The organism is Micromonospora sp. KC606 (genome assembly GCF_004348675.1).
Taxonomy (GTDB): domain Bacteria; phylum Actinomycetota; class Actinomycetes; order Mycobacteriales; family Micromonosporaceae; genus Micromonospora.
In genome coordinates this window covers 1-26,572 of the sequence record NZ_SMKN01000061.1, presented here as the reverse complement: position 1 = coordinate 26,572, position 26,572 = coordinate 1, and the positions used below count along the sequence as shown (strand labels likewise).

Annotated in this window: 26 protein-coding genes and 1 pseudogene; 9 read left to right on the top strand and 18 right to left on the bottom strand. The window is 68.5% G+C overall.

The window, feature by feature from the left end; all coding sequences use genetic code 11:
• Window positions 1-164: 164 nt before the first annotated feature.
• The 4 genes from E1193_RS14740 to E1193_RS14730 all read right to left on the bottom strand — a co-directional run bounded on the left by E1193_RS14740 (window position 165) and on the right by E1193_RS14730 (window position 1,952).
• On the bottom strand, window positions 165-356 hold the full coding sequence (locus E1193_RS14740) for a helix-turn-helix transcriptional regulator (protein WP_132183765.1): 192 nt from the start codon (window positions 354-356) through the stop codon (window positions 165-167).
• On the bottom strand, window positions 353-772 hold the full coding sequence (locus E1193_RS14735) for a hypothetical protein (protein ID WP_132183764.1): 420 nt from the start codon (window positions 770-772) through the stop codon (window positions 353-355). Before E1193_RS14735 ends, E1193_RS14740 begins: the two co-directional genes overlap by 4 nt.
• A 276-nt stretch (window positions 773-1,048) precedes the next feature.
• On the bottom strand, window positions 1,049-1,195 hold the full coding sequence (locus E1193_RS31890) for a hypothetical protein (RefSeq protein WP_165945735.1): 147 nt from the start codon (window positions 1,193-1,195) through the stop codon (window positions 1,049-1,051).
• A gap of 286 nt (window positions 1,196-1,481) precedes the next feature.
• Window positions 1,482-1,952, bottom strand: a complete 471-nt coding sequence (locus E1193_RS14730; RefSeq protein WP_165945741.1) for a GNAT family N-acetyltransferase — start codon at window positions 1,950-1,952, stop codon at window positions 1,482-1,484.
• Between the two features lie 371 nt (window positions 1,953-2,323).
• On the opposite strand from E1193_RS14730, the gene E1193_RS14725 reads away from it, so the two are divergent.
• The 3 genes from E1193_RS14725 to E1193_RS14715 are packed head-to-tail and all read left to right on the top strand — an operon-like array spanning window position 2,324 to window position 4,633.
• Window positions 2,324-3,265, top strand: a complete 942-nt coding sequence (locus E1193_RS14725) for a helix-turn-helix transcriptional regulator (RefSeq protein ID WP_165945740.1) — start codon at window positions 2,324-2,326, stop codon at window positions 3,263-3,265.
• Entirely contained in the window at window positions 3,262-4,011 is a 750-nt protein-coding gene (locus tag E1193_RS14720) for an SDR family NAD(P)-dependent oxidoreductase (RefSeq protein ID WP_132183761.1), read from the top strand. The genes E1193_RS14725 and E1193_RS14720 overlap by 4 nt, the downstream gene beginning before the upstream one ends.
• 4 nt (window positions 4,012-4,015) lie before the next feature.
• Complete coding sequence (locus E1193_RS14715; protein ID WP_207922703.1) at window positions 4,016-4,633, top strand: hypothetical protein; 618 nt, start codon at window positions 4,016-4,018, stop codon at window positions 4,631-4,633.
• 269 nt (window positions 4,634-4,902) lie between these two features.
• Here the strand turns inward: E1193_RS14715 and E1193_RS14710 are convergent, their stop codons facing one another.
• Window positions 4,903-7,215: a cellulose binding domain-containing protein gene (locus tag E1193_RS14710; RefSeq protein ID WP_132183759.1), complete on the bottom strand. Its 2,313-nt coding sequence runs from the start codon at window positions 7,213-7,215 to the stop codon at window positions 4,903-4,905.
• Between the two features lie 679 nt (window positions 7,216-7,894).
• Here E1193_RS14710 and E1193_RS33775 point away from each other — a divergent pair.
• Window positions 7,895-7,999 (top strand): glycoside hydrolase family 43 protein, encoded by a 105-nt coding sequence (locus tag E1193_RS33775; protein WP_165945739.1) that lies wholly within the window; start codon window positions 7,895-7,897, stop codon window positions 7,997-7,999.
• 164 nt (window positions 8,000-8,163) lie between these two features.
• Window positions 8,164-8,361, top strand: a pseudogene (locus tag E1193_RS14705) (TIGR02452 family protein); the annotation flags it as partial.
• Window positions 8,362-8,685: 324 nt separating this feature from the next.
• Here the strand turns inward: E1193_RS14705 and E1193_RS14700 are convergent.
• Both E1193_RS14700 and E1193_RS14695 read right to left on the bottom strand, forming a co-directional pair.
• Complete coding sequence (locus E1193_RS14700; RefSeq protein ID WP_132183758.1) at window positions 8,686-10,743, bottom strand: glycogen debranching N-terminal domain-containing protein; 2,058 nt, start codon at window positions 10,741-10,743, stop codon at window positions 8,686-8,688.
• The gene (locus E1193_RS14695) at window positions 10,740-11,117 is read right to left on the bottom strand and encodes an SCP2 sterol-binding domain-containing protein (protein ID WP_165945738.1); all 378 of its coding nucleotides are present in this window, start codon (window positions 11,115-11,117) and stop codon (window positions 10,740-10,742) included. The genes E1193_RS14700 and E1193_RS14695 overlap by 4 nt, the downstream gene beginning before the upstream one ends.
• Before the next feature lie 200 nt (window positions 11,118-11,317).
• Between E1193_RS14695 and E1193_RS14690 the strand changes: the two genes are divergently transcribed.
• Both E1193_RS14690 and E1193_RS14685 read left to right on the top strand, forming a co-directional pair.
• Window positions 11,318-11,692, top strand: a complete 375-nt coding sequence (locus E1193_RS14690) for an SCP2 sterol-binding domain-containing protein (RefSeq protein ID WP_243707635.1) — start codon at window positions 11,318-11,320, stop codon at window positions 11,690-11,692.
• Window positions 11,689-13,728, top strand: coding sequence for a glycogen debranching N-terminal domain-containing protein (locus E1193_RS14685; RefSeq protein ID WP_132183755.1), 2,040 nt, complete (start codon window positions 11,689-11,691; stop codon window positions 13,726-13,728). The genes E1193_RS14690 and E1193_RS14685 overlap by 4 nt, the downstream gene beginning before the upstream one ends.
• Before the next feature lie 212 nt (window positions 13,729-13,940).
• On the opposite strand, the gene E1193_RS14675 is transcribed toward E1193_RS14685, so the two are convergent.
• The 6 genes from E1193_RS14675 to E1193_RS33975 all read right to left on the bottom strand — a co-directional run bounded on the left by E1193_RS14675 (window position 13,941) and on the right by E1193_RS33975 (window position 20,560).
• The gene (locus tag E1193_RS14675) at window positions 13,941-15,695 is read right to left on the bottom strand and encodes a cellulose synthase catalytic subunit (RefSeq protein ID WP_132183753.1); all 1,755 of its coding nucleotides are present in this window, start codon (window positions 15,693-15,695) and stop codon (window positions 13,941-13,943) included.
• A complete protein-coding gene (locus E1193_RS14670) occupies window positions 15,692-16,345 on the bottom strand; it encodes a PIG-L family deacetylase (protein ID WP_132183752.1) in 654 nt (217 codons plus the stop codon). Before E1193_RS14670 ends, E1193_RS14675 begins: the two co-directional genes overlap by 4 nt.
• A complete protein-coding gene (locus E1193_RS14665; RefSeq protein ID WP_243707633.1) occupies window positions 16,342-17,091 on the bottom strand; it encodes an NTP transferase domain-containing protein in 750 nt (249 codons plus the stop codon). The genes E1193_RS14670 and E1193_RS14665 overlap by 4 nt, the downstream gene beginning before the upstream one ends.
• Window positions 17,088-18,695, bottom strand: coding sequence for an FAD/NAD(P)-binding protein (locus E1193_RS14660; protein ID WP_132183751.1), 1,608 nt, complete (start codon window positions 18,693-18,695; stop codon window positions 17,088-17,090). Before E1193_RS14660 ends, E1193_RS14665 begins: the two co-directional genes overlap by 4 nt.
• 288 nt (window positions 18,696-18,983) lie before the next feature.
• Window positions 18,984-19,562: a transposase family protein gene (locus tag E1193_RS33160; protein WP_243707631.1), complete on the bottom strand. Its 579-nt coding sequence runs from the start codon at window positions 19,560-19,562 to the stop codon at window positions 18,984-18,986.
• Window positions 19,499-20,560: a tyrosine-type recombinase/integrase gene (locus tag E1193_RS33975; protein WP_347877027.1), complete on the bottom strand. Its 1,062-nt coding sequence runs from the start codon at window positions 20,558-20,560 to the stop codon at window positions 19,499-19,501. Before E1193_RS33975 ends, E1193_RS33160 begins: the two co-directional genes overlap by 64 nt.
• Window positions 20,561-20,682: 122 nt before the next feature.
• Here E1193_RS33975 and E1193_RS14645 point away from each other — a divergent pair, with 122 nt between their 5' ends.
• Window positions 20,683-21,381: a hypothetical protein gene (locus E1193_RS14645; protein WP_243707629.1), complete on the top strand. Its 699-nt coding sequence runs from the start codon at window positions 20,683-20,685 to the stop codon at window positions 21,379-21,381.
• A gap of 125 nt (window positions 21,382-21,506) precedes the next feature.
• Here E1193_RS14645 and E1193_RS14640 read toward each other — a convergent pair whose 3' ends face one another.
• Window positions 21,507-22,022, bottom strand: coding sequence for a helix-turn-helix domain-containing protein (locus E1193_RS14640; protein WP_165945737.1), 516 nt, complete (start codon window positions 22,020-22,022; stop codon window positions 21,507-21,509).
• A 102-nt stretch (window positions 22,023-22,124) separates the two neighbouring features.
• Here E1193_RS14640 and E1193_RS14635 point away from each other — a divergent pair, with 102 nt between their 5' ends.
• Window positions 22,125-23,033 carry an alpha/beta fold hydrolase gene (locus E1193_RS14635; protein ID WP_165945736.1) on the top strand — a complete coding sequence of 303 codons (909 nt, stop codon included), beginning with the start codon at window positions 22,125-22,127 and terminating at the stop codon, window positions 23,031-23,033.
• A 426-nt stretch (window positions 23,034-23,459) separates the two neighbouring features.
• Here the strand turns inward: E1193_RS14635 and E1193_RS14625 are convergent, their stop codons facing one another.
• From E1193_RS14625 to E1193_RS14610, 4 genes are read right to left on the bottom strand one after another with little or no spacing between them, the layout of a single operon-like run.
• Window positions 23,460-23,960 carry a MauE/DoxX family redox-associated membrane protein gene (locus E1193_RS14625; protein ID WP_132183747.1) on the bottom strand — a complete coding sequence of 167 codons (501 nt, stop codon included), beginning with the start codon at window positions 23,958-23,960 and terminating at the stop codon, window positions 23,460-23,462.
• Window position 23,961: 1 nt separating this feature from the next.
• Window positions 23,962-24,273, bottom strand: a complete 312-nt coding sequence (locus E1193_RS14620; RefSeq protein WP_132183746.1) for a S24/S26 family peptidase — start codon at window positions 24,271-24,273, stop codon at window positions 23,962-23,964.
• Window positions 24,270-26,048, bottom strand: a complete 1,779-nt coding sequence (locus tag E1193_RS14615) for an ABC transporter ATP-binding protein (protein WP_132183745.1) — start codon at window positions 26,046-26,048, stop codon at window positions 24,270-24,272. Before E1193_RS14615 ends, E1193_RS14620 begins: the two co-directional genes overlap by 4 nt.
• Window positions 26,049-26,050: 2 nt before the next feature.
• A complete protein-coding gene (locus E1193_RS14610) occupies window positions 26,051-26,539 on the bottom strand; it encodes a hypothetical protein (protein WP_132183744.1) in 489 nt (162 codons plus the stop codon).
• Window positions 26,540-26,572: the final 33 nt, after the last annotated feature.

Here is a 26,572-nt window from a genome sequence, read left to right as displayed (position 1 = left end):
CGACCACGTCCTCGGTGACCAGCGGGGACAACCCCGAGGACACCGCCTGCACACGCTTGTTGACGAACTCCACACAGGAGGCAACGAGGCCTCGCCACCCTCTGTCACCACCGAAGGTGAGACAGGGTCGTTCGTTTGACAGACCCAGGCGGCAAAGTACGTCATCAGTCGTCGTCGAATATCTCCTCGATCGTCAGACTGAACAGCTTGGCGAGACGGAACGCGATGGGAAGGCTCGGGTCGAACTTTCCCGTCTCAATCGCATTGATCGACTGTCGTGACACGCCGATGCGCTGAGCCAGGTCAGCTTGTGTCCATGCACGTTCGGCTCGGAGGGCCGCGATGCGGTTCTTCATCGATACCGGATCCAGCCGACGACGAACGCGATCATGTACACGGTTCCCAGGAGCACAGCAAATAGCGCGACGTTGAAATCGTAGTCGACGAGACCGGCGGCGTCTGCTGTGACGTAGGCGAAGCCGGTCACCCAGCCCACGCCGAGTGCTGCCGCCAGAGCATCTTGCGTGATCTGGCGCCATAAGTCGTCGAGTGCTCGAAGGAAGCGGCCGAAGGTGGCGATCCAGGTGGCGCCGACGAGAATGTTGGCCGCGACTGCGGCCCAACTCGCCGCCGAGTGCTTCGTGTCCCAGACGAACTCAGGCCCGAACCGGGCCACGGCAAGAGTCGCTGCCCAGGCGAATGTCCAGAGCACAAGATGGGCGGCTGCCTTGTTCGAGGCCCGGTAGCCTGCGGTCTTGTTGTGCGTTTCCATGAACTGCGACCTCCTCGGGGGGAGAGTCAAGCTTACTTGACTGACCTCCCGGAAGTCAAGTAAGCTTGACTCGCTTTGCAAGTGCGTACGAGGATGAGGAGGCAGGCGTGGCCGGCTACAAGGTTCAGAACCGATACGTCAAGGCAGGGCTTATGACCGACGCGGAGGACAAGATTGAATAGGCCATTCAACCGGTCCTGGATGATGGAGTGACGAACGGTTGGGCTCTCCACTCGTTCCAAGCCGCAGCCGCGGCGAGGGGCACCAACCTCGTGTTCATCTGGCAACTGCCTGACTGATTATCGCACCGGTATGACACCACGCCTGATGGATCGTCTCGGACGCCTGCCGGACACGATCATTCACCTCCGCTGCCTTGAGTGCATCCAGCACCTCCAACAAGGCGGACTGGTCCAGGGTCATTGCGTACTCCGTTATCTGCGTGTTCTTGGTCGTTCACGCAGAGACTCACGCGATGACCCACCTCTATCCCGGCGGCACGCCGAAGCAGGTCAGCCTCTACACCACCCGGCGGGTCGCAACCCCGCCTTTTCGGGCAAGAGGCGGATGCCGTTGGAAGATCCCCGGAGACATCCAGATCTGTCGCCGTTCGTGCGCCCGTCAAGCATGGTCGTCGCCCTGTGTCACCGGGGTGGGCATCCGTCGGTATCCGGGCATGGCGATGTGCCAGCCCGAGACGCCGGTGCCGTCAAAGTGGAAGCTCGTAACGACTGACAAGCGTCCGGATGCCGTCGTCACTGCGCTGGCCCGGCGCACCCCCGACTTCGACGTCACCGCGGTGCTGAAAGCCAGCGGCCTCGTAGTAGGCGCGCAAACCACGATTGGCGGCCACGCAGTCCAGCCGCAGCGTGGCGCCGCCGTGGGCGCACGCTTGGTCAGCGGCCCACGTCAGGATGGCGCGTCCGATACCGGCGGCCCACCGTTCCACCGCCATGCGATGCACGTATCCGGCCTTCCCCGCGCGGTCGCTCCACAGGGGATCGGACCAGTCCAGTGTCATTGTGCCCGCCGTACGACCGTCGATACGTACCAGCCAGGTCTCTCCGCGTTCAACAGATGGCGCTACCCACTCGGTCTCGAATCGGTCAGGCCATTGCTTGATGCCAGCGGCCGTGAGCCATGCCGCGGCCTGGTCGAGCACGGCCACCACCAGCGCCACGTCAGCAGACGTCGCACGAACAAACTGCAGATCTCCCTGTCCCCGACTCGCCATAAAATTATGATCCACTATCGGGCGCTTCCCGACCCCAGGCCGGGCCTTTCTCGCATCCGCCTCTGCCGCTGTCCGCTCGGGAAGGGTTTGAGGACGCCCCGCCGTTGGCGGGGCGTCCTCCGGACTCGGCCCGGCTCGAACGGGCTGCCACCCCTCGTTCATGTGGGTGCTTCCGCATCCCCGTTCTTGTGGCGACGAAGATGATCATGTGGCATGAACGCCGTGCGTGTGGTGGCTCGTGTTTGGCGCGCTTGTTCAATACAGCTGGTCGGTGGTCGGCCTAGCGTGGTGGCGACGAGACGGCGGGGGGAGCGGTGGTGGAGGATTTCGCCAGTGGAGTGCTGGTCTCGGCGGTGTGGCACGTCCTGGCGGAGGAGGGGCTCGCGCCCGCCGTGCCGCAGCCGTCCGGGGTGCTGGTGCCGTTGGAGGTCAAGCGTCGACTGCTTGTCGACGTCGCCGCCGCCCACGGCCTGCTGCCTCTGCTGCGTGTCGGCTTGGCGCTTCCACGGTTGCCGTCACATCCGATCAGCTCCGCGTTGCGGGCAGCGGACAGCCCGTTCGACCTGTTCAGCCGGTGGAAGAAGCTGGAACGGTTCGCCCACTCACGTCACCGGGTCGTCGTGCGTCAAGCCGCCTCGACGTGCGTGGTCGCCGACCATGTGGGACCGCCGGGGTCACCGCCGCACCCGGCGGAGGACGCGCTGGTCCTCGGTGTGCTGGCGGCGCTGCTGGGCGACGTCGGCGCACGGGGACTCACGGTCACCCTCGGCCCGGCTCTGGTCGTGTTCGCCGATGGTGTCTTCACCGCGCCGTCACCGGATTACGACACCGCCCGGTGGCGCTTCACGTGGTCGTCGCACGTGCCGCCGGCACGCCCCGCCCTTCCCGTCAGCGGCGGCGACCTGACGGGCCGATCTCGCGCACTGTTGGCCACTGATCCCGTCCGGCGGTGGACGGTCGGTGACCTGGCCGCCGAGGCGGCGGTGTCGGTACGCACCCTGCAGCGGCAGCTGCGTCCAGCCGGTGGATTCGCCGCCCTGCTCGGCGCCGTGCGCGCGGACCGGGCCGCCAATCTGCTCGTCGCCAGCGCCCACCCGCTCGGCGTCATCGGCTTCATCTGCGGTTACGCCGACCAACCGCACTTCACCCGTGACTTCAGACGCCGCACCGCGATGACTCCGGCGGCCTACCGGTCGGCGTTCGCAACGCACTCGCCGCCGACCGACACCTCCCAACCCGCAGAGGCAACCCTGACATGAACCTGGCAGACAGTACGATCCTCATCACCGGCGCCACCCGAGGTGTCGGTCGCGAGCTGACCGGTCAGTTGCTCGGGCTCGGCGCGCACGTCGCGGCCGTGGGACGCGACCATAAGCAGCTGACGTCCCTGACCGACACATACGGCGACCGCGTCACCCCCTGGGCGGTCGACCTCGCGGACCCCGACGCCGTCGACGCGCTCGTACAGCAGATGCCTGAGCGACACCCCACCCTCTCCATAGTGATCAACAACGCCGCCGTGCAGACGATCACCGACCTGTTCGCCGACGACGCCGACGCTATGCGGCCGGTCCTCCGGCGTGAGATCGCCATCAACGTCGACGCCGTCGTCGCGCTGTGCACAGGTCTACTTCCGCACCTGAGACGGCAACCGTCCGCCGCGATCGTCAACGTCACCACCGGCCTCGCGCTGGCCCCCAAGGCATCCGCGCCGGTGTACTGCGCCACCAAAGCCGCGGTACGCACCTTCACCCGGACCCTGCGCTACCAGTGCCAGGACACCGCCCCCCACATGCGGGTCACGGACGTGATCCTGCCCATGGTCGACACCGACATGACCCGCGGACGCGGCCACGGCAAGATAACCGCGGCCGCTGCCGCCACGGACATCATCGCCGGCATCCGCCGTGGATCATCCGAGGTCTACGTCGGTAAGGCCCGCCTTCTGCCGGCGTTGATGCGGCTGGCACCGGCACTGGCATACCGGACCCTGCGCCGTGGCTGACCCGGTGACCGCACCCGCCCGCCCCAGCCGCACCGTGCTGGTTCTGCGTAGGCTTGACCGGGCCGCACACCAACGGTGGTTCCTGCCCGCGGTAGGTGTCTTCCCGCTCAGCGACTACGCCCTGCCCGTGCTCCCCAACCAGGTCCTGCTCACCGCCCTGGCCGTCCTGCACCCCCGCCGCTGGTGGGCGCTGACCGTCACCTTCGTCACCGCCGCGGGCCTCGGCGCGCTACTGGTGGCGGCCACCGTACATGCCACCGGCCCCTGGCTGCTCGACGCCATCGGCGGCGGCCCCGACGCCCTCACCGGCGTCACCAGCCAGATCCGCCGCCACGGACTGTGGGCCCTCGCTGCCCTGTCCCTGCTGCCCTGGCCACCACGTACCGCCGTCCTCGCCTGCGCCCTGGCCGGCATACCCCCCTGGGCCATCGCCGCGGTCGTCATGGCCGTTCGCCCCCTGCCCGTCGCCGCGATGGCCTTCACCGCCGCGAACGCCCCCCACCTACTACGCCGCTTGCCCCGCATCGACCGTCTCCTGACTGCGGTAGAAGCCGACCGGACCCCACCGGCCACCACCTATGACATGACCACCCCCGCCAACTCCTCGACACCACGGGTGTAGTCGAGGCATTCGTCGAGCTCGAACGTGCCGTGCAGGGCCACGTCAAACCCAGAACAGCGAAGTCAGACCGCGTAGGTCGTGATCGGTGAGCCGGGCGGCGAAGTCCGAGTCGTCGAGGACCCGGTCCATCAGGCGGGTGTTGACCAGCACCAAAAAGCAGACTCAGCAGGTGCAGCGCGAGCATGGAGATCTCCTAGGCCTCGCGGTCGGCGCCGGGGGAGTCCAGCCTCGCGGCCGTCAGGTTCGCGGCGCCATGGCAGGGCGACGGGCTACTTCCTCGCGTACGCGATGGCCGGTCTGGGCGGCTGGGACATGCCGTGGCCGAGGAAGTAGTCGACGTTGCCGGATTGCAGGTAGCCCTTGAGGGTCATGCTGTTGCGGTAGGCCGGGTTGTGGGCCAGGGTGTACAGCCTGGTGTCGGTCGCCCGGTCGGTGGTGAAGATGACGAGTTCGTCGAATTCCGGGCTGGGCAGTACCACCTCCTCCCGCCAATCGCCGAGGATGTCGGCGATGAGGGAGGGGTAGACGCTGTTGCCCAGGGCGGTGACAGCGCCGTACTGGGAGGCCGTGACCAGGCGGGGCAGGGCCCAGGGGTCGGCGGGCCGGGCCGGGTTCCACTTTTCGATCCTGGGGTCACGCCGCGTTGGGACGGGGTCGGCGTTGTACAGCTCCCGCAGAAGGTCGCCGTCCCACCACACACCCATGTGTGGCCATGGCTGCTTGGTCGTGTCTGGTTCGGCCAAACGGTTGGTGGCGGCGTTGTAGAGGCCCGTGGGCTTGCCGGACTCGTAGTTGACCTCGCCGTTGATCGACCAGGTTTCCATGCCGGGGAAACGGGGGTCGATGTCGGCGACCATGCCGCGGCCCGCGTCGGCGCCGGGGGCGTTGGTGCGGTGTTGCCAGATCATGCGGCCGGTGTCGGCGTCGTAGTAGTAGTCGAGCAATCCGCCCGGGTGGTCCTGCTGGATGCCGTACCCTTCCAGGCCGGGCCGGGCGGGGTCGATGTCGGCGATGAACCAGCGGTCGCCGTGCACGATGTCCTGGGGAGCCAGCGAGTAGCGCAGGGTGCCGTTGCCGTTGAGCAGGAATCCGATCTCACCGACCTCGTCGCGGCCGTCGCCGTCCACGTCGATGATTCGGGTGTTGTGCCCGTCGGGCAGATTCCGGTTGCCTCGCAGGAACTTCCACTGCATGGTGAGCGAGCTGCCGGAGAATCGCCAGGCGGTGTACATGAGGTTGAAGCTGCCGGAGCCGATCCGGTTCTTCATGTACGCGACGAGGCTGGGGGTGGTGCCGTCGAGGTGCCCGATGCCGAACCGGGCGTACATCGGCCCGTCGGACAGGTAGTCGGTGGGCACCGCGGCGGTCGCCCTCGGCGCGCCGGTCATGCCGTCGAGGATGGCGATGGCCTGGCGGGTGTTGTCGCTCAGGCCGTTGTACGTGACCCCGTTGCCGAACCGGACGCCGTTGGCGATCCGCACCGCGACCTCCGCCCGGCCGTCACTGTCGAGGTCGTACACGGTGACGCCGTCGTTGTGGCCGACGTTGACCGTGGCCGAGCCGCCCTCGATGTTGTTCTGGTTCGTGCTGTTCGGCCCCATGTTCACCGACCAGAGGAACTGCCCGTTGCCGCGGTATGCCTCCAAGGTCTGCGGCGAGGTCTGCCGGTCCAGCACGTAGTCGTACTCGCCGTCGCCGTCCAGGTCACCGACCCAGACGAACTTGATCGCGCCGCCGGCACGCAGGGGGATGCGCACCACCGGCTCAGTCGCATGGTTCGCGCTCAATGTGAACGCCACACTCGCGGCTTGTTCCATCCCGTCCACCACCGGGCGCACGTGATAGCTGTTGGCCTGCGCCAGATTTGCGGTGGAGTCCAGGTAGTTGGTACCCCCGGTCAGCACCGACGAGTTGAGCTTCACGAACGTGCCGCCAGCTGCGGATCGGTACACGTTGAAGCCGATGCCGTCAGGGTCCAGGCCAAGTAGACGCCAGCTGACGAGGACGCTGTTGCTGCTCGCGCGCACCGCGACAACGCCCCGGCCGAGGTCTTCCATCGCCCGGCTGCCTGACGTTGGCGGTCGGGTGGTGGGTGGCGATGTTGGCGGTCGGGTGGTGGGTGGCGACGTTGGCGGGTTTGACGTGGCGGGTGCGGTGGTCGGCGCCACGGTTCCGGTGCAGGTGGTGCCGTTGAGCGTGAAAGCGTCGGGTACGGGATTGCTGCCGGTCCATGAGCCGTTGAACCCGAACGACGCGGTGCCGTTGGTGGGAATTGTGCCGTTGTAGCTGAGGTTGGTCGCGGCGACCTGGCTGCCAGACTGCGTGACGGCGGCGTTCCACGCCTGCGTGACCGTCTGCCCCGCACCGTACGACCACCGCAGCGTCCAGCCGTTGACCGGATCGCCGAGGTTCGTGATGGTGACGTTGGCGCCGAAACCCCCCTGCCACTGACTGGCGACGGCGTAGTCGACCCGGCAACCAGCCGCAGCCGACGCGGCGGCGGCCGTTACTATGCCCGTGCCGGCCACCGCTACCGCGGCACCGCCGGCGACCAGCGCGACGCGCTGTCTATGGGAAAACATGCTCTGCGCTCCAAGATGCAATCGGTACGTCTAGATGAGGCTGCGCCGCCGGCCGCCAAAGCGCCTTCAGGTGTCGATCACCGGTGATGTTGGTGTCAAGTCGTAGCGGTAATGGGGGCCTGGGTGCATGTAGCGGTCGGAGAGGTTGACCGACTCGAACACATTGCCGCTGGCGGTACTGGACAGGCCGGGTGCGCCGCGATCTGAGCCAAGGCAGCCCATGCTTCGAGACGGCGTAGCGACCGGCCACGGGCCTTGAGTCGCAGCACATGCATCACACCTCACGCCGTGAGGAGGATCATCGGCGCGCGACGGAACGGCTTTCGGTGCGACGAGGGCATGGAGGCCTCCTTCCTCTGCGAAACGGCAATCCGAGGCGGGGCCGGAGCCGCTGGAGATTCCTCTTCCGTGCGCTGAACGCAGCGGCTGACTGTCGCAGGGCCCGTAACGGGCCGGGCGAGCGTTAAAACGTTTACTATCACTACCTTGGCCGAGTAAAGCAGCAGAATTTACAGGTGTCAATATCTGCGACGCTTGGGTGCCATCGGGGTAGTAAAACCTGGTGCCAAGGTCAGCGGCTCGCTGGAGAGTGGAGACATCGCGCCCTGCATGATCGAGCTTCCTCCGGTGTCCTCGGTCACGACGCTCACATCCGCCCGGCCGGTTCGCCGAGGTGCCGTTGGACCGCCGTCTCCAGTTACACGATGCCCGGCCGCCACGGCACGGCACGGTGCTGCCCATCATGCAGGCGGAGTACGACCGACTGCTCCAACAGTGGGGCTGAGCGGGCCGGCGCGGCGCGAGTCCACCACGACCGAGATCGGCTGGACGGGTGGCGGTGGATCGACAGCCCGCTACGAGACGGAAACGTCGCCGGCGGCGTGCACCGGCACCATCGACTCCAACGGGTCGGGCCTCAATGCCGGATTCTGCAACGGCAACAACGTGGGAAACCCAAAGGCTGGCGCTGGCGTCGTCGAGGTAACGCACGAGTCGACGTTGCAGGCGGCGTACCGGCTCGGGCCTGGTGCGGCGTGTCTGGTGTTCGCCTCGGCGAGAAACCCGGGCGGCGGGTTTCTCGGTGGCGCGCAGGCGCAGGAGGAGAGCATCGCCCGTTCATCCGCGCTGTACCCGTGTCTGCTAGCTTGTTGCCTTGAAGCGTCTTCACTAGGCGTGCCGCTGCATTTTTCCTGCCGCCCGCGCTGTAAGGCCATAAACGACGAGACCTCGTGGGTGACAAGGGGATCGGCGTCAGCCACGGACAAGCGACCGGTGCGCAGCCTGTCCCAGATCGTCTCGGCGACCAGAAACCTGGAACGATCGATGCGGGAACCCGAACCGTTCGCCGATTCGGCGGTCCGGCGGTGACCCGGCGAAGTGCTGGCGTACGAGATGGGGCTGGTGCCACCCGGTCGGTGAGATCGTCGGAACCGGCCACCTGCACTGATCAGCGCGGCAACGCCGCCAGGCTCACCCGCCGATTGGCTCCACCTCCTGGGGCGTGCCAAAGGCGTCGACGCGGCCCCACCGCCCGGGAATGTCGAGCAGCTCGATCCGGCCGAACCGCTCGGGCGGTGCCGGCCTGACCACCAGATCGTCGCCGTACGGCTCAAGGCCGAGCAGCGTGCGCACCAGCAGCAGGGGCGTCCCGGTGGCCAGGGCCTGTGGGCTGTTCGCCGCCGGGTACTGGACGGGGTGTCGGGTCAGCGTCCGGTCGTAGCCGCCGAAGGCCTCCGGCAGGCGCCCCTGGAAATAACCGGACGCGTCGATAATCGCCTCGGCGATGCGTCCGGCTTCCTGGTCGAAGCCGTAACGGCGTAGTCCCCAGGCGATGAACGCGTTGTCGAACGGCCAGATGGTGCCGACGTGGTAGCCAAGTGGGTTGTAGCGTCCCTCGCCGGTGGCGAGGGTGCGTACGCCCCAGCCGGAGTAGAGGCGGGGTCCGAGCAGGTGTTCGGCGATTTTCCCGGCGCGGGATTCCTCGACGATGCCGCTCCACAGCAGGTGGCCGATGTTCGAGGAGAGCGCGTCGACCTGGCGGCCGTCGCCGTCGAGGGCAAGGGCGTAGTACTCGCCGTCGGAGATCCAGAAGTCGCGGTTGAAGCGTTGCTTGAGTTCGGCCGCCTCGCGTTCCAGCCGGTCGGCGTAGGCGGGGTCGTTCCAGAACTCGCGGGCGAGCCGGGCGCCGCGGATCTTGGCGTCGTAGGCGTAGCCCTGCAGCTCACAGGTCGCCCGGGGCAGGCTGGCCAACCGCCCGTCCCGGAACGAGATGGCCTTCGCGGATTCCTTCCAGCACTGGTTCTCCAGCCCGTTGCGTTCGTTGCGGCGCTGGTACCACACGTAGCCGTCGCCCATGATGTCGCCGTACTCGTCGATCCAGTGCAGCGCCGCGCGCGCCTCGTCCTCGAGCTCGCGCACCGTGGCCGCGTCCCCGGTCCAGCGCTCGTACTCGTCGAGCAGGATCACGTAGAGCGGGGTGACGTCAGCGGCACCGTAGTACGGCGCCTGCGGGCACTCCTCGAACGCGACCATCTCGCCGAGGCGGAACTCGCGCAGGATCTTGCCCGGCTCCTCGTCGCGGAAGTCGTCGAGCTCGCTGCCTTGGACGATGCCGAGGACCCGCAGGGTGTGAACGGCAAGTTCCGGCACGAACGGCAATACCTGCAGGCTGGTGAGGATCGGGTCGCGGCCGGTGAGGTTCGCGTTCCACGGCAGGCCCGCGGCGGGCACCGGCTCGGCCGGTAGCACCAGTGGCGGGTACCGGAGGGCGGCAAGATCAACCAGACTACGCCGGTAGGTCCGTTCCAGCGGCTTCCAGTCGCAGCTCAGCTGCGGAGCCTTGTCGAGCCACTGCCGCAGGCCGCTGTGGAGTCGCGCCGCGTCGCGTCGCTGGTGGCCAAGAGACGCGTACTCGCGAACGTCCTTGCCGTCGGGGCGCAGCACCAGCTCCCGAGCATGCAGCGTGGTGGTCCACTGCCCCTGGGGTTCGATCCGGATGTGGTAGGTCAGCCCCTGTTGGTCAACCTGCGCCGGCTCGGTCGTGGAAATTACCGTCTCCCGCCGGAACCTCGCTCGCACATAGCCGAGGTGCAGGCGCCCGTCCTCGACGCGCTGGTAGAGCCGGCCGGGTGGCGTACGTTCCTGGCCGAGCGCGTTCAGCGGGACGAAGTCACAGGCCGCGTCCACGCGGACCGTGAAGTCGGCCGGTTCGCCGGAATGATTGAGCACCGTCAGCCGCTCCTCGAAGCTGCCGACCACCGACCGTTCCCGGATGACCGACACCTTGGCGTCCACGTAGTGCGTCGGAGCCCCCGGCACCACGAAAAACCGCACCTCGAAGTACGACGGGTCGTCCACGGCCAGCGCGCTCACCCGTTCGCCGTTGAGGGTCAGCCGCCAGTGGGAGAGGAACCGGGTGTCGAAGGCAAAGAACCCGCACGGGACGGTGGGCCCTGCTTCGATGTCACCGCTGCCGTCGCTCAGCACGAAGCGGTTGCCGTCCAGGATTCTGACGAAGTCGCCCTTCATTCCTGCCTCCCACCGTCACGGGCCGCCGTCCGCGGGTGACGCGCGCCGGGCGGCGGCGCGAAGAGCCGTTCCAACAGGAGGATGAGCCGGAGTTGCCCTTCGAATGTGATGTCGTTCCTCAGCCACGCCGGGAGCGGTTTGGCCTCGCCGCGCGCCATCCGGTCGAAGAAGGTGGTGTCGGAGTGGATAACGGTGTCGGCGTTGCGGTTCTGCTGTGACACCCGCACGGTGCCGCCGCGGATCTCCACGAACCAGTGATCGACCTCGTGGTCGCGCTCAAGGTCGAAGCGGATGGTGCCGTTCGTCTTCTTCAGCAGGCGTTCGTGGCCGTGGCGTTCGAGCGCGTTGAAGAACTTCCTGATCGCCTCCGACATGGCACCACCCCCGCAGCAGTCCACCCAATCACGAGGCAGCATCACTCGGACGGGGGTGCGGCCACCTCACCCGAAACGGATGAATCTGGAAGCTATCTAGGGCAACGTGCGAATTCACCCGGTTCGGGTGATGTGCCGTCGCGCGACTCGCGGTCATGGTGGGCACATCCGGTCTCGGACTCATTGGAGGGGAGGCTCAGGTGAATCCGACTACGCGCTTCTTCGAAGCGCTCGGCCAACGCGGCCATGAGCCCCTCCTCGAGGAGGCCACCGGGACCATCCGGTTCGACCTCACGCACGAGCACCGCGTCGACCGCTGGTTCGTGGCAATCGAACGGGGCGATCTCCGCGTGTCGCGGGAAGGGGGCGAGGCTGACAGCGTGATCCACACCAGCCGGACGACCTTCGACCGGGCCCTTGCCGGGCAGTCGCTCTATGCGGCGTGGTTGCGAAACGAACTCACAATCGAGGGTCGCAACAGGTCCCTGCCCCGCCTCTTCACCCGGCTCATGCCGGGGCGGCCCGGAGCCCGTCACCCCCGGGATTTCCGCCGTGAGCGGAGAAGTGCGGCATGAGCGACGGCCTCATCCGACTGTTGGACGGCAACACGTTCGTGGTCAGCGAGGAGACCGGCGACATCGACGCGTCCCCCACCTTCCCGACCGGATTCTTCTCGTTCGACACCAGATTCCTGTCGAAGTGGATTTTGTCCATCAATGACCAGCGGGTCAACGTGCTCACCATCGAGGAGATCGAATACTTCGAGAGCCGCTTCGTCGTCGTCCCAACCCTCCCTACTTCGCGCCTCGACGTCAGCGTATCGGCCATTCGGGAACGCTGCATCGGCGGAAGCTTCACCGAGCGGCTGACGGTGATCAACCATGAACCCGAGCCCGTCGACCTGCGGATCCGGATCGACGTCGAGAGCGACTTCGCCGACCTTTTCGAGATCAAGGACGTGCGGAACAAGAAGGGGACGTACTACACCCGAATGGACGGCGGATGCCTGCTTCTCGGCTATCAGCGGGAGGGGTTCCGGCGGGAGACCCTGGTCTCGTCCACGGTGCCGGGCCGAATCGACGAGCGGGGCCTGACGTACCACGTTCGGATCGGGCCGCGCGGTCAGTGGATCACCGACCTGCACGTGCGGGCGCTGGGCCTGGGCGGGCGCGACCTTCGGGAGAGCTTGGAAGGCAGACCCGGTCGAACCAAAGAGCAGATACGGCAGGACCTGGACGACCGGCTCGCGGCGGCACCCCGCCTCACCTGCGACTCTCCCACGTTGGCGATGGCCTACCGGCGCAGCCTGGCTGACCTGCACGCACTGCGTTTCTCACCGTTGACCGCCGGCGTACATGCCGTTCCCGCCGCCGGCCTGCCGTGGTTCATGGCGATCTTCGGCCGGGACAGCATCTTCGCCAGCATCCAGGCGCTGCCGTTCGCGTCCGACTTCGCCGCCACGACGCTACGCATGCTGACCTTGAGACAGGGGGCCGTCCTCGATGACTTCCGCGAGGAGGAACCGGGAAAGATCCTCCACGAGATGCGGTACGGGGAGACGGCCGGGTTCGAGGAACAGCCGCATTTGCCGTACTACGGTAGCGCGGACTCCACGCCCCTCTACGTCATCCTGCTCGACGAGTACGAGCGGTGGACCGGGGACGCAGCCGCGGTTCGGTTACTCGAACGTTCCGCGAGGGCCGCGCTGGACTGGATCGACGAGTACGGCGACATCATGGGCGACGGCTACGTGTGGTACCAGCGCCGCAACGAACGCAACGGGCTGGAGAACCAGTGCTGGAAGGACTCCTGGGACTCGATCTCGTTCCGGGACGGGCGGTTGGCCAGCCTGCCCCGGGCGACCTGTGAGCTGCAGGGCTACGCCTACGACGCCAAGATCCGCGGCGCCCGGCTCGCCCGCGAGTTCTGGAACGACCCCGCCTACGCCGACCGGCTGGAACGCGAGGCGGCCGAACTCAAGCAACGCTTCAACCGCGACTTCTGGATCTCCGACGGCGAGTACTACGCCCTTGCCCTCGACGGCGACGGCCGCCAGGTCGACGCGCTCTCCTCGAACATCGGCCACCTGCTGTGGAGCGGCATCGTCGAGGAATCCCGCGCCGGGAAAATCGCCGAACACCTGCTCGGACCCCGCCTCTACTCCGGCTGGGGCGTACGCACCCTCGCCACCGGCGAGGGACGCTACAACCCGATCGGCTACCACGTCGGCACCATCTGGCCGTTCGACAACGCGTTCATCGCCTGGGGACTACGCCGTTACGGCTTCGACCAGGAAGCCGGACGCATCGCCGAGGGGATCATCGAGGCCGCGGAGTACTTCGACGGGCGGCTGCCCGAGGCGTTCGGCGGCTACGACCGGACGCTGACCCGATATCCCGTGCTGTACCCCACGGCGTGCAGCCCGCAGGCATGGTCCACCGGCACCCCCCTGTTGCTGCTGCGGACCATGCTCGGCATGGAGCCACGCGGCGAGTACCTGGTGACCAGACCGGCCGTCCCCGCGAGCATGGGCCGGATCGAACTGCTCCACATCCCCGGACGGTGGGGCAGGGCGAGTGCCTTCGGACGCGCCCGTCCAGAGCGGCGCTGACCGCGGCGGAGCGGTTCACGGACATCGCCGCCGAGACGCTCAACGAGGCCGCACCAGCCCCGATGGCCATCCCGGCGCCGGACGCGGCACGCCCCTGGAGCATCGTCTTCGCCCCGCACGCAGCCGGCAGCAACCAGTGAACAGGACCGGCCGGAACGGTGTGCCTTCGCGGCGAGGATCTGATCGGCGCTACCTGGGATGGCAGGGGCGTGTCAGGTGGCGGTTGCCGTCTCGGGTTCGAGGCTTCCTGACTTGCCTGGTTCGTAGGTGAATACGCGGGTCTCTACCCAGCCGGGTCTGCGGCCGGGGCGGATGCGAGAGGTTTTCACCGGCCGGTCGACCATGATGCCTGAGGGCATGACGTACCGGCCGTCGTAGAAGCGCATGACGTAGCGGTACCTGTCCTCACCGGTGAGTGTGTGGTACTCGGGTGGTGGCGCGTGCCGTCCGCGGTGCTCGTAACGGATGAGCGGGATCAGGAACCACAGCAGGAAGAACTCGTTCATGACGATGAAGACGGTGGCCAGCAGCACGGCGGTGGACCGGTTGCCGGCGAGGATGAGTGTGAGGCCGTAACCGCCGGTGGCGAGCATCGCTGTCGCGAGCAGCCACAGGTACCAGCGAACCCAGGTGCGTTCGGTGCGTTTGCCGGTCTTGCGGGAGGACACGAACTCGCGTCGTACCTTGAACAGGCCGGCCATGCCCATGCTCATGCCGGGGTGGTTGGCGTACAGGTATGCCTCGTTGTGGATGAAATGCATGGCGCCGCGGCTGTAGATCCAGCCCAGCGCGGCGGAGTAGGCGGCGAAGCCCAGTGAGACCACGATGAACCAGACGACGTTGATGTGAATCGGCACGGCGAAGGTGAGCAGGCACAGCATGGGGGCGAAGGTGAACGCGGCGCGCAGCGGGCCCTGGGCGTGGGTGATGATCGAGTTGAAGTAGTTGATCCGCTGCATGAGCGTCAGGCCGGGGATCCGCAGTGGCGAGTCGGGGGAGCGGAAGCCGATGGTCGCGGCTCCTGCGGCCCAGCGGCGGCGCTGGGTGTAGAACTCCTTGAAGCTGGGTGCTTCCATCCCGTAGGCGACGGGCTCGTTGGTGTAGACGCTGCTCCAGCCTTTGGCGTGGATGCGCAGTGAGGTGTGAATGTCCTCGGTGACGGTGCCGGTGGCGAACCCGCCGATGCTGTCGAGCGCTGCGCGGCGCATGACCGCGCAGCTGCCGACGAAGCACGCCGCGTTCCAGCGGTTCTTGCTCGGCTGGATCACCTGGTAAAACATGGTCTGTTCGCTCCAGCCGGCGCGGATGCGCCGAAAAGTGCGGAACACGAACGAGTCGTGATTGTAGTAAGTCTGCGGGCCTTGCACGAACGCCATGGTCGGGTCGTCGAACCAGCCCATGACCCGTTGCAGGATCTCCGGCCGGACTATGTAGTCGGCGTCCAGGTGCAGCAGGAACGGTGCGTCGCTGTAGGCCAGTCCGACGTTGAGGTTGCCTGCCTTGGCGTGCTCGTTGGAGCCGCGGGGCAGGTAGCGTACCCGCAGGCGTTCGCAGACGGCGCGAACCTCCGGTCGTTCGAAGTTGGCCAGCACGATCACCTCGCGGATGCCGTGTACCTTGAGCGCGGCGATCACGGTGCATTCGATGACGTCAGCCGGTTCGAGGTGGGTCGGAATGAGGCAGTCGACGACCCATCTGGTCAGGTCGGTCGGTCGGTGGATCGGCATGTGGATCTGCTGGGCGGTGCCCAGGAACAACGCAGCGAGCATGATCGCGAACAGTTCGCATGCCAGCAGGAGCGGACCGGACCAGTTGGCCCAGTTGGTGGCGTAGATGCGCCACGGCACGTAGGGGACGGCGATGGCGACCCATGCCCAGAACAGCCAGGGCATCCACCACGGCTCGGGCAGCCGCTCGTACTCGACCCGGTACGACGCCTCGCTCTCGGCAGCAGCCGTGGCGGTCATCGCTGCACCTCCGCGCGCCGCGACGACAGGCGCAGGACGGCCTTGTCGCAGGTGTAGGCCTCGGCGTAGCGGGTGCGGCACTCCATGCCGCGCAGCCGGGCCAGGCCCAGGAACACCTCGTCGTCGAACCTTTGCTTCTGCGACGGGAAGGCGTGGTTGAGTAGTTCGACCTTGCGCCGGGCGGTGGACTCGTCCATCGGCAGGTAGAGGTTGCGGCGGCCGAGGTCGCCGTCGTACTTCGGGATCTCGTAGTGGAGGATGAGCGCGTCGCGAAAACAGGTCGGGACCAGTTCGGCGATCAGCCGGTGGTCCTGGTGCGCGTCGTCGCGTGCCGGTGCCAGCACGAGCACCGCCCCGTCCAGGCCACGTGCCGCGTCCTCGAGGATCTGTTTGACCTGCGAGGTGTGCGCGGGCAGCCGCCCGTCCGGCAGGTCGTGCAGCCAGTGGCTGACGGCGGTGTGTGCGAGGAAGCCTTCCGTGGCGACATGCGCCTCGGCGTGCCGCTGCGGCGTTCCCGTACACACCACATACCGCACGAGCACGCCCGCGGGCAGGTTCAGCAGCAGGCCACCGGCGCCGATCTCGATGTCGTCGGGGTGCGCGCCGATCGCCACGACCTGACTGGCCTGCGCGAGCTCGAACGGTGTCATCGGGCCACCGCCGCGGGCTTGAGCTGCGACTCCCACACCATCCACGGACGTCGGCCCTGCCGGTAGGCGTAGTCGAGTTCGATGCGGTCCTTGGCCGTGTCGACGCCGCGGAAGAACCCGCGGTGCCGGTGGGCGAGCACCCTGCCGTGGGCCGCGAGCCGGTTGAGCGCGTGCGGCACCAGGTCCTGCCCAGGCCGCAACTCGTCGAAGATTTGCTGTCGCATGACGAAGTACCCTCCGTTCTCCCAGTGATGCAGTATCCCGGCGTCATCGACGCGCGAGACCATGCCGTCTGGACCCATCTGGATGACGTGATGCGACGACGAGGGCCGGACCGCCAGCAGGCTGACCGCCGCGTCGCCGCGGCGAAAGCCCTCCACCATGGCCGAAAGCGGTGCGTCGGTGAGCGTGTCGGCGTAGTTGGCCAGGAACATGTCCTCGCCGTGGACGTGCTCGGCTACCTGCATCAGGCGCTCGCCGATGCTGGCGTGCAGGCCGGTGTCGACCATGGTGATGTTCCAGCTTTGCCCGCCTGCGCGGCCGAAGTAGTCGGTGAGCTCGTCGGCTCCGTGGCCCAGGCACAGAATGAATTCGGTATGCCCGTAGTGCGCGTAGTAGCGCATCACATGCCACAGCAGCGGCCTGCCGCCAATCGTCACCATGGGCTTGGGCACGACCATGCCGTCGCCGCGCATGCGCAGGCCTTGGCCGCCGCAGAAGAGCACCACCTTCATCGAGTCGCTCACTGACGCTCCCCGATGCCGACCGTATCCTGCGTGATCAGGTCGAACAGGCGTGCCGCCACGCGCGCGGCGAGCACGTGGATGCGTGCCACGTTTTTCAACGACCAGATGTGGTCGTCGCCCTGGCTGGTGCCGGCCAGCAGCGGCCCCATTACGAACAGGCCCGGCGCGGCCTGCAGGTGCTCGTCGACAACGAGCCCTCGCCGGCTGTGGTTCGGCCGGGCCAGGCCGCTCGCCACCATGTCACGCACCAGCGGGTTGATGGTCTGCCCCACGCCGACGAACCCGCGGCAGTCGAACACCGCCGTCGCCGTCAGCCTGGCTCCGTCGGACAGGCGTACGGCCAGCTCGCCGGCAGGCGCCGGGTCGATGCCCGCCACCCGAGCGCAAACGAGCCTCAGCCGCCCGGACGCGGCCAGCCGGGCGGCCGCGGACGCGTACGGTGGGGATGTGTGGCGCATCAAGCGCTGGTAGTCCGCGTAGTCGACGTCGACGAAGCGGCGTTTCTGCGCCGGGGTCAGGAGCCGGAACGAGGCGGTGAACTCGGCAGCCACGGCGCGTTCAACGTCGACGATCGCGTATTCCTGGGTCCGGCTACGTTCCACGTCGGCCCGCAGTGCGCCGACCAGCCGCGCCGATGTGAGCTCACCAGCACCGTCACACCGAAGCCGCACCAGCGACCGGCAGGTGAACGGGGCGTCCGGGCCGGTGGGCTGCCCGTCGGGCAGGCGACCGCTCGTCGACACCACCATCACCTCATCCAGCACTTGCGCCACCGCCGGACTGGCCGCGACAACAGCGATCACCTCAGACGCCGCCGCCGCCGAACCGAGCACCACCACCCGGCGGCAGCCGACCGGGCGCCCGGCCAGCAACCGCGCCATGGCCGCATCGCTGTCGGGCTGGCCACAGGCGCGCCCGTGCGTGTAGTAGCCCGGATGAGCGCTCATCCCTGGCGGTGCCGCGGTGTCCAGGCAACCCGGCGCCAACACGATGAAATCAGCTGTCAGGGGCTCGGCGATGCCCGACACGGCCACCCGGAAACTGTTCCCGGCGGTAGGTAGCACGGACCGTGCCTCGCCCTTCACGACGTGCACCACTACCCCGCAGGCGGCCAGCCGGCGCGCGGTGCGCTCGAACCGGTGCCGCATGAAGTCGCCGAACACCCGACGCGGCAGGAAGAGGTGCCCGAACCGACCGAGGTCCAGGTCCATACGGTGCTCAGCAAACCAGGTCCGCACCCGCGGATCGGCGTCGTCGGCCAACCGGCCGACCCACCGCGTATGGTGCTCGTGTAACCAGGCGGTGAACCCGATCCCCGTGGCGTCGGTCGTGGCGACGCTGTCGTTGAGCAGCAACGCCTGCGGGATCCCGATCCCGAACCCGTCGCCGCCCCCGGTCTCGCCCATCCGGTCGACCAAGGTCACCTCGACGGCCGTGGTACGCCCCTGCTGCGTGGCGGCCAGTTGCTCGGCGAGGTGTGTCAGAACAGAAACCCCTGATGGCCCCCCGCCGATGACGACCAGACGCGTCCGGAGCCGATCGCGCTCGTAGCCCGACTCCCCAGGCACCGTCGACCCATGCGCCATTCTGACGCCGCCATCCATTCCGATCACGTTGTGGAAACGCTCCCAGCAAGCCACCACGCTAATGCAGATCGTTCTCCCCGTACCGCTGATCTCAACCAGTGGGCGGCCTCTTCGACCCCCTTCCGGGAGCCCTCGACGTCCGGATCCACCGCAGGTCGACGCACACCCGCAAACGCAGGTCGGACCCGGGTTTACGACTCACGAGCCGCTACCTGTCGTCGATGAGTATGTCGACCACATCGAGCACGTGATGGATGCGCGGCCCACGTCCGCGAGGCTGCGTAGCCGCACGCCGTCGTGCACCCTTCAGCCGCGTTCGGCCAGCAGCGGCCGTACCTCGGCGACACTGCGGGTGACCGTCGAGCGATGCACTCCGAACCAGGCGGCCACCACGTCATGGGTCAACCCGTGCCGTGGATGCACCAGCGTGGCCCCCAGTCGGTCCCGGAACGCGAACTGGTGTTTCGCTCCAGCGCCGATACCACGCCGACGCGCCCGCGCGGCAAGCCGATCACGGTGCCGGGCCTGCCAGCGCGGCGGCAGCTCCGCAACCAGGCCCTCGATCCCAGTCGTGACAGACCCGCCATCCGACGATTCATCGTGATCGCAGCACCGGCCATGCCAGGGACAACGACCATCGATGCTCAAAGATCCGCGACCATTGCACGAGGTCGTTAGGCGATCGGGATCGCTCTTTCGTGCCACCGCGTCCCGTCTCCGGCCTTGCTGCCGGCGACCAGCGGCACCGCCTGCGATCAGGGACCAAGCACGAACAGTATCGGCCACCACTGCACCCCCGGGCAGTACAATACATTTCTGATCTATATGTCCCCAGGTGGCGGAACAGGCCGACGTCGAGTCCGATCGGGTAACGTCGACCGACATGGAGCCCGCGTTTCCCGGGCAATTCGGCGAATCCGATCTTCTTGCGCCACGGCGCCGTGGCGAAGGTCGCGCAGCCGCACCGGCGGAACGCCGGCTCGCTTGACCAGGAGCCGGAACCGGCCGCTGGCGTAGCCGGGGTGGATTGGGCTGCCGTCTTTGTCGACGAACACGTAACCGGAGTCGATCCAGGTCTTTCCGGCCGCCTGGCGGCGGGCTTGCTGGTCTCGCTGGCGCTGTCGGTGGTCGCGCAGGACTTGGATGGTGCGTTTGTCGAGGGCGACCGGGCGGCGTCGGGCTGCGGTTTTGGGGTCGCCTTCGATGAGGTGGTAGCCGGCGGTGGTGCGGTTGCGTGCGACGTCGAGGACGCCGCGGTGCAGGTCAATCTCGGTCCAGCGCAGGCCGCATACTTCGCCGCGGCGTAGGCCGCGGAGGGCGGTGAGCCACCAGAACGCGAACGTCGCGCCGCTGGTGGGCGGGTCAGCGGCAGAGCTTGCATCCTGCGCTGTCGTCCCCGGGATTGTGATCGGGGCGAGGGAGCTGGCATGGGGTACGCGGTCACGCTGAGGCGCGGCTGGACCGTCGCGTGTGGGATCGTGGTCGTGGTGGCCGTGGGAGCGGTTGTGGGCTGTTCGGGTACCTCCGGGCACCGCGCGGAGCCGCCGTCTTCCCCCGCGTCGGCGCGGCCCTCGGCGAGCCCGTCGAGCATGCGCGCCCGGCTTGAGTTGCCCATGCGGCTGGGCAGTCGCTCTCGCTTCGACGACCGGTCGCTGGAGCGTGTCGCGGTGAGGAACTACAGCGTCCTTGATCGTCTGGTGGATGATCGTCGCGATGAGAGGGCTGTCGCGGCCGTGTTCCCCATCCCCGCCCTGCCCGCCGGTTAGTGAGGGCCTTCCGGCGTCGATGTCCGGTGGCCCGTTCGGTGGTGCTGTCGTCGACCGGCAGGAGGAAGCCGATGACGCGGAGGTGTTTTCAGCCAGCGTCGTCAGGACCCGACGCATCCCCCCACTGTGGGGGCGAGTCCGTCGCCTGGCATAGATAGACTTTGTCGTCATGGGCGACCCGCGAAGCATCCGGTGGTGAGGAGGACCCGATGACACCTCGACCGTGTACGGATGGCACGTTGCGGCATCTGTCCGTGGATCTCGACGACGCGGCCGGCGGGGACGGCGGGGAGACGGGTCTCACGCTGTGTTCGGCTCCGGAGCGTCCGGTCTGGGGCAGTGATCAGTGGGCGATCAACATTGCGTACGACATGCATCTCAGTGACACGTGTGTCGACATCGCCGCGCTGCCGCCGTGTGTGGAGTGCCTGCGGGTGGCGGAGTTGCTGGCCGACCCCGATACGGCGCCGCCGCTGCATCGGAGGACTCCCCGGCCGGACTTCGCCCGCGGGTTCACCGGTGATGAGATTCGGGGCGTTCTGCGCACCGACATCGCCACCGGCGCCTCGCTCGGCCGGCGGGCCGCCGTGCATCTGCTGACCTTCACCGCGGTTCCGGACCAGCCGGGCTTCGGTGACCTCGTGGGGATCCTGGACCTGGTGTGGGACATGGGTGACACCGTGCGGATGGGGCAGGTCACCGATTGGGCGGCGGTGGTCAGCTTCACGGCGGTCGCCGACGTGCCGGACCGTGACCGGCAGATGATCGCCGTGGCCGCGAGCCTCGCCGGTGGGCCGCGGGTCGGCCTCGAAGCCGCCGTCAGCTTCGTCGATGATCCGGCGGCGGCCCGGCGGGTGATCGAGGCGATCGCGATCGCCACGGGTCACGGCGACCGGTGGGAGCTCACCGAGAGGCCGGCTCCGGGCGCCCACACCTGACCGCCGCTGGAGCGAAGGGCAGCCCAGGTGCACGCGAGACTCGCCACGATCGGCACCGAACGCCGCAATCTCCTCACCCGACAGCAAGCGGCTCAGCGCACTCAAGTGGTATCAGCGGACGATTGCTACATGGCCGGGTCGGGGTGCAGGACCATCGCGAACGTCGTCCGGCGCCGCCGGCCACCCGTCCGCGTCCGCGCGGCGCGTAGCAGGTCGGTGATTGTGGCGGCGAGCTGGCGCGACTCGGCGGGGGTGACCCAGATCGGGATCTGCTGGTACACCACGCCGTCGCGGGTGGGGGCGGAGCCGGCGGTCCGCAGGTACTGCTCGAACCCGGCGACCAGCGCGCCGACGAACGCCGCGAAGTAGCGCTGGTGGTCGGCGGGGGAGGCGGCGTCGAAGTCGCGGGCGCCGAGGACGACCGCGGACTCCACCACCGTGTACGTGCGCTGCGTGCCGCCGCGTACCCGCTCCTCGCGTGTCACCCGCAGCACCCCCGCGTCTGCGAGGCGCCCGACGTGTCGGTAGAGCGAGGCTGGCGGGATGTCGCTGAGTTCGGCGCTGAGCTGGCGTGTGGTCAGCTCGCGGTCCACGAGCGCGTGCACGATGCGCAGCCGGACCGGATGTAGCACGGTCTCCACGATTCCAGCGGTTGGTCGCGACGGCTCGGCGTTGATTATCACAATCGAGAATGTTAGCTTGAGTTCCAATGATTATCAGAAGTGAGAATGAAGGGTGGATCGTTGCGGGAGCAGATTGTCGAGATTCCGGCCGCGGGTGCCCTGTTGGCTGGCACGTTCACCCGGCCCGACGGGGACGGCCGTCACCCGTCCGCGTTGCTGATCAACGGCTCCGGGCCAATCGACCGCGACTCCGCTATGCCCGGGATGGCTCTGGGACTGGGTCGGGCGCTCGCGCTGGCGCTGGCCGACCACGGCTGCGCCCTGCTGCGCTACGACAAGCGGGGCGTGGGTGCCTCGGGCGGTGACTACCTGAGCACCGGCTTCCACGACGAGTACGGCGACGCCGCAGCCGCCCTCGCCGCGCTGCGTGCCCACCCTGCCGTGGACCCGGAGCGGGTTTTCGTCGTCGGGCATTCGACTGGAGCTGTGTTGGCGGCCAACCTCGTACGGGCCGCTCCACCGCCCGCCGGGTATGTGCTGCTCGCAGGTGCCGCGCAGCCTGGCGAACGAGTGATGGCCTGGCAGAGTGACCGGATCGTGAGCACCCTGCCACGGCTGCTGCGGCCGTTGGGCCCGGTACTGGCGCGCCGTCAGGTCCGCGAGCGCGACCGGGTCCGCGGGTCCACCGCCGACCAGCACGACCGGATGCCACGCTCGCGCCTCACCGACCGTTGGCTGCGCGAGTACATGGCCCACAACCCGGGCCCGGACCTGGCCACCATCGACCGGCCGGTGCTAGCGATCACCGGCAGCAAGGACATCCAGGTCGACCCGGCCGACGTGGCGCGCATCGGCCGGCTCGTGACCGGCCCGTTCGACGGCGAAGTGCCGACCGACCTCACCCACCTGCTACGCCGCGACCCCGGGCCGCCGGGACTGTGGCGGTATCGAAGTCAGCTCACCCGGCCGATAGACGGCTGGGTCATCGATCGCATCGTGGCGTGGGCCCGGGTCCATCTCGCGAGCTGACCGTCCTGCCCGCGCCATGCCGGCGCCCGTCTCGTGACACCAGACAGCCGGCATGTGCGGGCGTCCGCCTCGAAAATCATCGAACTGCCCCGGATCTCGTAGAGACTTTAGCCCTGTTCGTGGCGGCGGCGAACCTGCGACCCGCGATCGCCGCAGTGTCGCCGCTGGTCGACCGGATCAGGGGCGAGCTTCACTTGTCGGCCACCGCCGTTGCCACGCTCACCACCATCCCCACGTTAGCGATGGGGGTGTGCGCGCCGCTGGGCACGCTGGTCGGCCGCCGGTTCGGTCTACATCGAGGGGTGCTCATCAGCCTCGGGCTGATCGCGGTAGCGACCGCAGCCCGAGGCTTTGGCGGCTCGACCTGGCACCAGTTGAGCTGCGCGGCCGCCGATTCCCGGAGGTTAAAGATCAAGTTAGGGGAGGTCACGATCGGTTGGACGCGCCGAACAGGTAGCGCAGCTCGTCCAGCATGACGACCAGTACGCCGGTGACCAGCGCGCCGGCGACGACCAGGACCGCTTCACCCGGGCGTACGGGTCCGGCCGGCGCGAGCGCGCCGGCGATGGCGCAGCCGATGAGGAAGGCGTTGCGCCACACGTGGTGCCGGCCCAGAGGTGCTGCGGTACGGCCGAAACAGCGGCAGGTGCCGCCGCCCCGCCGTAGGTTCGCGGCGATGGCGGCGGTGAAGGCCAGCAGCAGGGCGGCGGACGCGAGGAAGCCGGCCGGCGGTAACACCGCCAGCAGGGCGACGGCGGTGAACTCGGCGACGACCACGGCCGCGGCGAGTGGGCCGGCCGGCCGGTAGCCCATGTCGCGCACCGAGCTGGTGAACTCGCGGTAGGCGTCGCGGCCGGCGACCTTGCCGGCCGCCGCCGCCAGCAGGACTGTGCCGAGCAGCACCCGACACCCGATCTCGACGTACATGTCATCCTCTCTCTCTGGCCACGCCGAGGATCGCCTCGCGGGGTACTGCCCCGAAGTGTCGCGAGTCCTGGCTGTGGGTGTTGTCTCCGCGCACCGTCACGGCGCCGTCGGGTTCCACCCGGTGCACGCGTTTGACCATCCAGGTCAGGTCCGCGTCCGGGACGACGTCACGGGCCCGGAAGACGACGAGGTCACCGACGGCCGGTCGTCGCCCGACGCGGACGACGAGCCGGTCGCCGTCGCTCAGCGTCGGCGCCATGCTCTGCCCGCGTACGACCACCAGGCGCCAGCGACGGCGCAGCCAACCGGTCATGTCGTCGCCAGTTGGTAGCCGTCGGCCTGGAGGCGGAACAGCCGCGCGTACTCGCCGGCGGCCGCCATCAGCTCGTTGTGCGCGCCCGACTCGACGACGCGTCCGGCGTCCAGCACGACGATGCGCTGCGCGTCGCGCAGAGTGCTCAGCCGGTGGGAGATCAGCAGCCCGGTGCGGCCGTGGCGGATTCGGGCCAGCGAGGCGTGCACGCGGGATTCGGCATCAGCGTCGAGCCCGGAGCTGGGCTCGTCCAGGACGAGCAGGTCGGCGTCGGCGCGCATCAGGGACCGGGCCAGCGCGACCCGCTGCCACTGCCCGCCGGAGAGGGTCACCCCGGGCTCGCCGTCCTGGTCGGCGAAGGTACGGCTGAGCAACGTGTCGTAACCGTGGGGCAGGGCGCGGAGGCGGTCGTGGATCTCGGCGCGCGCGGCGGCCTTTTCGACCTGCGCGGTCGTGTGCGGCAGCCGGCCGATGCCGACGTTCTCCGCCGCGGTGAGGTCGTAGCACATGAAGTCCTGGAACACCGCCCCGATCCGCTGGCGCAACGTCTCGACCCGCAGTTCGCGCAGGTCCACGCCGTCCCAGGTGATCCGGCCGCGGGCGGGGTCGTAGAACCGACAGAGCAGCTTGACGAGGGTGCTCTTGCCGGCGCCGTTGAGGCCGACGAGCCCGACGGCCTCCCCGGCGGTGAGCGTGAGATCGACGCCCCGGAGGATCCACGGGCCGTCCTCGTCGTAGCGGAACCACACGTCCTCGAACCTGATCGCGGTGCGCAGCGGCGGCGCCGGCAGGGTCCCGTCGACCAGGTCGGCGGGACTGTCGAGAACGGCGACGTAGTGCCGGAACAGCCGCATGGCCGTGCCGGCCTCGCCGAGCTGACCGGCGATGCCGGTCAGGCCGCTGTGTGTCGCGCCGAGAGCGGCCAGCAGGAGGGTGAGGTCACCGAGGCTGAGCCGGCCGCGGACCGCGGCGTTCACCGCGATCACCGTCGCGGCGAGCGTCACGGCGGCACCGGCCAGCGCCCAGCAGGTCTGCACCACCGTGGCGTGCCGCGCGGCGGCCAGTTCGATCCGGGCGGCCGCCCGCACCGCGCCTGCGAGCCGGTCGTGGAAGAACCGGCCGAGGTCGTAGAGGCGCACCTCCCGGGCGGCGCGCAGGTCGGTCAGCACGGCCTGGAACAGGAACCGGGCCCGGAACAGGCCGGCGCTGTCCTCCACGGCCCGCGCGGCGCGGCGGGACAGCCGCAGTTGGATGAGGAACTCGGGCACGGCCACGACGAGCAGGAGCAGGCCGGCCGGCGGCCACAGGGACGCCAGGATGGCGGCGAAGCCGCCGATGGTGACGACGTTCTGTGCCACGTCGACCGTGAACATGACGACCGCGTACGGCGCCTGGTTGGCGGCCTGCTGGGCCAGCGCCAGCCGGTCGCGCAGGGCCGGCTGCTCGAAGGCGCCCAGGCCGAGGAAGCTGTTCAGTTTCCGGTACAGCCGCACGTCGGCAGCGATCGTGATCGCGTTCTGCAGCGCCGTGGTGAAGTAGCCGGACAGGCGGCTGGCAACCGCCGCCAGGGCCCCCAGGACGGCGATCGCCACGGCGTACCAGGTCGCGGTCGACGGGTTGGCCGAGCGGCCCTTGCCGACCTCGTCGAACAGCAGCTTGGTGAACCACGCGACGCCGACCGGCGGCGCCGCGCCGACGAGGACCAGAGCGACCATGGCGGTGAGCGCCTTCGGGTCGGCGCAGCCCAGCCGCAGGGCGGCTTGCAGTGTGGCCACGGTCAGGCCAGGACCGGAAGCTGGTGACTGGAGTCGACGACGACGCCGTCGACGACCGAGAGCACGGCGGGGAACCCCTTGACCTGGAACTCCTTCTCGGCCTGCGGCTCCGACATGGTGGCCGTGTCGAAACCGGTGAGGCGGGGCGCCATCGTCGCCGTCTCCGCCGGCGTGCCGATCATGAACACGAGGGTGTCGTGGCGGTAGCGCTCGGCGTCGGTGGTGAGAGCGTCCAGGAGAGTCTGGCAGGGTGGGCAGGTGGGGGTCAGCATGACCACCGTGCGCCGGCCGGTGGTCAGGTCGGCGTGCGGGAAGCCGCTGACGTCCAGGCCCGGGGCGGGCAGCACCTCGGGGATGGGCTCGCCGTCGTGGTCGTGGGCGTGGCCGGCCCGCATGTCGCGTAGCCGCCGGGCGAGGGCCAGGGTCAGGACGAGGTTGAGCACGGCGACCGCGCCGACGACAGCGACGGCGGCGTAGGCGAAACCCGACATGGGAACTCCTCGGCGAGTCAGAGGGGTGGGGGC